At 72.7% G+C, this 5408-nt stretch carries 1 protein-coding gene; it reads left to right on the top strand.

What is annotated here, in order from left to right; translation table 11 throughout:
- Positions 1-5408 (top strand): type I polyketide synthase (locus tag ABT352_RS40590; protein ID WP_350950421.1); only part of this gene is annotated, 5408 nt, incomplete at both ends.

Below are 5408 nucleotides of genomic sequence, written 5' to 3' on the forward strand. Positions count from 1 at the left end.
TTGATCACCGGCGGCACGGGCGGTCTGGGCGCGGAGCTGGCCCGGCACCTGGTGGCCGAGCACGACGTACGGCACCTGCTGCTGGCCAGCCGCCGGGGTCTGGAGGCTCCGGGCGCGGTGGAGTTGCAGGCCGAGCTGATCGCGCACGGGGTCGAGGTCACCGTCGCGGCGTGTGACGTGGCCGACCGGGATCAGGTGGCCGAGGTGCTGGCCGGGGTTCCGGAGGAGCACCCGCTGACGGCGGTGATCCACACCGCGGGTGTGCTGGACGACGGCACGATCGCCTCGCTGACGCCGGAGCGGCTGGCCGGGGTGCTGCGGCCGAAGGTCGACGCCGCCTGGCACCTGCACGAACTCACCCGCGACATGGACCTGGTGGAGTTCGTGGTGTTCTCGTCGGTGGCGGGAACGTTCGGCGGGGCGGGGCAGGGCAACTACGCGGCGGGCAACGCGTTCCTGGACGCGCTGGTCCAGCACCGGAGAGCCGCGGGACTGCCGGCGGTGTCGCTCGCCTGGGGCCCGTGGTCGCAGGACGTCGGGATGACGAGCCGGATGTCGCAGGCGGACGTGCAGCGGTGGGGCATGAGCGGCCTGCTGCCCATCTCACCCCCGCAGGGCATGGCGCTGTTCGACGCGGCCATCGGGTCCGGTGCGCCGGCGGTGGCCCCTGTCCGCCTGAACATGCCGGCGCTGCGGGCGCACACGGAGCTGCCGCCGATGCTGAGCGGGCTGCTTCCCGCCGCACGCCGCTCGACGGCCGCCGCCCCGCAGGTGCGGAGCAAACTGCCGCAGAGGCTGGCCTCGCTGGGGACCGCGGAACGCATCGAGGTCCTGCTGGACGTGGTGCGGACCGAGGTGGCGCTGGTGTTGGGGCACACCACACCGGACACGGTGGAGGTGCGGCGTGAGTTCCGCGAGCTGGGCTTCGACAGCCTCACCGTGATCGAACTGCGTAACCGGCTGAACGCGGCGACGGGTCTGCGCCTGTCGGCCACGCTGGTGTTCGACTATCCGACGCCGACCGTGCTGGCCAGACACCTGCTCGACGAGCTCATGGGCGCGCAGGCGGAGGTTCAGGAAACGGCGCCGCCGGTGCTACCGCCGGTGGACGACGACCCGATCGTGATCGTGAGCATGGCCTGCCGCTTCCCGGGCGGGGTGAACTCCGCCGAGGATCTGTGGCGGCTGGTGGCCGAGGGCGGGGACGGGATCAGCGGGTTCCCGACGACCCGCGACTGGGACCTCGACGGGCTGTACAACCCGGATCGGGAGAACCGCGGGACCAGCTACGTGCGTGAGGGTGGGTTCCTGCACGAGGCCGGGGAGTTCGATCCCGGGTTCTTCGGGATCTCGCCGCGTGAGGCGCTCGCGATGGACCCGCAGCAGCGACAGCTTCTTGAGGTGTCGTGGGAGGCGATCGAGCGGGCCGGAATCGACCCGGTCTCGCTGCATGGCAGCCGTACCGGCGTGTTCGCCGGGATGATGTACCACGACTACCGGTCGGGGCGCCTTGAGTTCCCCCCGGACGTGATGAGCTTCATGGGCACCGGCACCGCGGGAAGCGTGCTGTCCGGCCGGATCTCGTACACGCTGGGCCTGGAGGGTCCGGCGGTGACCGTGGACACCGCCTGTTCCTCCTCCCTGGTGGCGATCCACCTGGCGACGCAGGCGCTGCGCTCGGGTGAGTGCTCGCTCGCGGTGGCCGGTGGTGTGACGGTGATGGCGTCGCCGGGTGCGTTCATCGACTTCAGCGCGCAGGGCGGGCTGGCCGGCGACGGGCGCTGCAAGTCCTATTCGGACGCGGCCGACGGGGTGAGCTGGGCCGAGGGCGCGGGCATGGTCGTGCTGGAGCGGCTGTCGGACGCACGCCGCAACGGCCACCAGGTGCTCGCGGTGGTACGCGGCTCTGCGGTGAACCAGGACGGCGCCTCCAACGGCCTGACCGCGCCGAACGGCCCCTCCCAGCAGCGGGTGATCCGCCAGGCGCTCGCCGCCTCCGGGCTGTCGCCCGCCGAGGTCGACGCGGTCGAAGGGCACGGTACGGGCACGACGCTGGGTGACCCGATCGAGGCGCAGGCGCTGCTGGCCACCTATGGTCAGGACCGGCCGGAGGATCGGCCGCTGCTGCTGGGGTCGGTGAAGTCGAACATCGGTCACACCCAGGCCGCCGCCGGTGTCGCGGGTGTGATCAAGATGGTGATGGCTCTGCGGCACGGCGTGCTGCCTCGGACGCTGCACGTGGACGAGCCCTCCTCGCATGTGGACTGGTCTCTGGGTGCGGTGGAACTGCTGACCGAGACCACGCCCTGGCCTCGGACGGACCGCCCGTGGCGGGCGGGGGTGTCGTCGTTCGGGATCAGCGGCACCAACGCGCACATGATCCTGGAGCAGGGGCCGGAGGCACCGGAAGCGCCGGAAGGAGAGGGCGGGGCTCCGGCCGCGGGTGTGGTGCCGTGGGTGGTGTCGGCCCGCACCGATCAGGCGTTGCGCGCGCAGGCCGGACGCATGGTCTCGTACGTGGACGGCGAGCCCGATCTGAGCCTCGGCGATGTGGCGTTCTCACTGGCCACGACGCGGTCGGCGTTCGAGCACCGGGCGGTGGTGGTCGCCGGGGACCGGGCCGACGCGCTGGCCGGGCTGCGGGCCGTTGCCGGGGACCTGCCGGGTGCGGGTGTGGTGCGCGGGGTGGCCGCGGGCGAGCTGAAGCTGGCGGTGTTGTTCACCGGTCAGGGCAGTCAGCGGGCCGGGATGGGCAGGGAGCTGTACGAGCGTTTCCCGGTGTTCGCCGAGGCGCTGGACGCGGTGATCGCCGAGCTGGACCCGCTGCTGGACGGGTCGTTGCGTGAGGTGCTGTTCGCCGAGCCGGGATCGGCGGCGGCGGAGGCGCTGGATCGGACCGGGTGGGCGCAGCCGGCGCTGTTCGCGGTGGAGACGGCGCTGTTCCGGCTGGTGGAGTCGTGGGAGGTGCGGCCGAACGTGCTGGCCGGGCACTCGGTCGGGGAGATCGTGGCGGCGCATGTGGCCGGTGTGCTGTCGTTGCAGGACGCGTGTGCGCTGGTGGCGGCGCGGGCGCGGTTGATGCAGGCGCTGCCCGAGGGTGGGGCGATGGTGGCGGTCCAGGTCGCCGAGGAGCAGGTCGCCGAGCTGCTCGCCGGACGCGAGGGTGAGGTGTCGGTCGCGGCGGTGAACGGCCCCGCGTCGGTGGTGATCTCCGGGGTCGAGGAGGCGGTGCTTGAGGTGGCCGCCGCCCTGGAGGAGCGGGGGGTGCGGACGAAGCGGTTGCGGGTGTCGCACGCCTTCCACTCGCCGCTGATGGACCCGATGCTGGAGGACTTCCGGGCGGTGGCCGGGAGGCTGACCTACGGTGCGCCGGAGATCCCGATCGTGTCCACGTTGACCGGGCGGGCGGCCACGGCCGAGCAGTTGTGCTCGCCGGAGTACTGGGTGGAACAGGTCCGCGGCGCGGTTCGTTTCGCCGACGGCGTGCGTACCCTGCACGGCCAGGGCGTGCGCGCCTACCTGGAGCTGGGCCCCGACGGGGTGCTCACCGCGATGGCCGCCGACACCCTCGCCACCGACGCGGAGGCGCACGAGTCGGACGCCGTGCTCGTGCCGATGCTGCGCAGGGACCGCGACGAGCAGGTCACGTCCATGACGGCGCTCGCCGAACTGCACGTGCACGGGGTGGAGATCGACTGGAAGGCCGTCCTTCCCGGCGCTCGCCGGGTCGACCTGCCGACGTACGCCTTCCAGCACCAGCGGTTCTGGCCCAGGAGGGTGAGGGCCGGCGTGGGCAACGTGGCCGCGGCCGGGTTGGCGACGGCCGGGCACCCGCTGCTGGGCGCCGCCGTGGGCCTCGCCGACTCCGACGGTGTGCTGCTGACCGGGCGGTTGTCGCTCTCGTCGCATCCGTGGCTCGCCGATCACGCGGTGGCGGGAACGGTGATCTTCCCGGGGACCGGTTTCCTTGAGCTGGCGGTGCGTGCCGGTGACCAGGTCGGGTGTGACCTGGTGGAGGAGCTCACCCTGACGGCGCCGCTGGTGCTGGGCGAGAGCGACGCCGTCGCGGTGCAGGTGTGGGTGGGCGCGGCTCAGGAGTCGGGCCACCGGAGCGTGAACGTCTACGCCCGGTCGGCCGAGGCGGCCGACGATGTGCCGTGGGTGCGGCATGCCACCGGCACGCTCGCGATCGGGATTTCCGAGGCCGCGCCGTTCGACGCGGGGGTGTGGCCTCCGCAGGGCGCGACCGCCGTCGAGTTGGACGAGTTGTACGAGAACCTGGCCGCCGGAGGGTTCGCGTACGGCCCGGTCTTCCGGAATCTCCGCGCCGCCTGGCACGGCGCGGACGGAGAGGTGTTCGCCGAGGTCGCGCTGCCCGAGCAGGTCGGTGACGCCGGTTCGTTCGGGATGCATCCGGCGCTGCTGGACGCGGCGCTGCACGCGGTGCCGTTCGTCGGGCTGGAGCCGGTCAAGGGCGGCCGGATGCCGTTCTCCTGGGGTGAGGTGAGCCTGCGCGCGGCCGGCGCGTCGATGCTGCGGGTGCGGCTGGCCAGGACAGGCGACGATTCCGTGTCGCTGGCGGCCGTGGACGCCGCCGGGGAACCGGTGCTGTCGGCGCGGTCGCTGGTGCTGCGTCCGGTCACGTCCGACCAGCTCGCCGTCGACGGCGGTCGTGGCGTGGAGCGGGACGGGCTGTTCCGGGTGGAGTGGAGCACACTGCCTGAGACGTCGGAATCGGCCACCGGGGTGAGCGTGGCCGAGACGACCGGAGACCTCGCTTCGCTGGATCCGGTGCCGGACGTGGTGACGTTCACCGTTGACTCCTCCGAGAACACCGGCGTGGTGGAGTCGGCGCACGCGGTGACGGCCGGGGTGCTGGATCTGCTGCGACGGTGGCTGGCCGATGAGCGGTTCGCCGACTCGCGGTTGGTGGTGGTGACGCGGGGTGCGGTGGCCGCGGGTGAGGGTGAGGCGGTCGCCGATCTGGCGGCCGCGGGAGTGTGGGGGTTGGTGCGCTCCGCGCAGTCGGAGAACCCGGGCCGGTTCGTGCTGGTCGACGTCGACACGGAGGTGCCTCTCGCCTCGTTGGCCGGGGTGCTGGCTTCCGGTGAGCCGCAGGTGGCGGTGCGCGGGGGTGGGGTGCGGGTGCCGAGGTTGGCGTCGCTGACCTCGGGTGCGGGTCTGTTGCCTCCGTCGGGTACGCCGTGGCGGTTGGGCAGCCGGGCCAAGGGCAGCCTGGACGCGTTGGAGTTGTTGCCGTTCCCGCAGGCGGGCGAGCCGTTGGAGGCCGGTCAGGTTCGGCTGGGGGTGCGGGCGGCGGGGGTGAACTTCCGTGACCTGCTGGACGGGTTGAACGCGCTGGGGTGGTTCCAGGACAGGGTCGGCCTGATGGGTGGTGAGGCCGCGGG

The sequence above is a fragment of the Streptosporangium sp. NPDC000563 genome, assembly GCF_040299985.1.
Lineage (GTDB): Bacteria > Actinomycetota > Actinomycetes > Streptosporangiales > Streptosporangiaceae > Streptosporangium.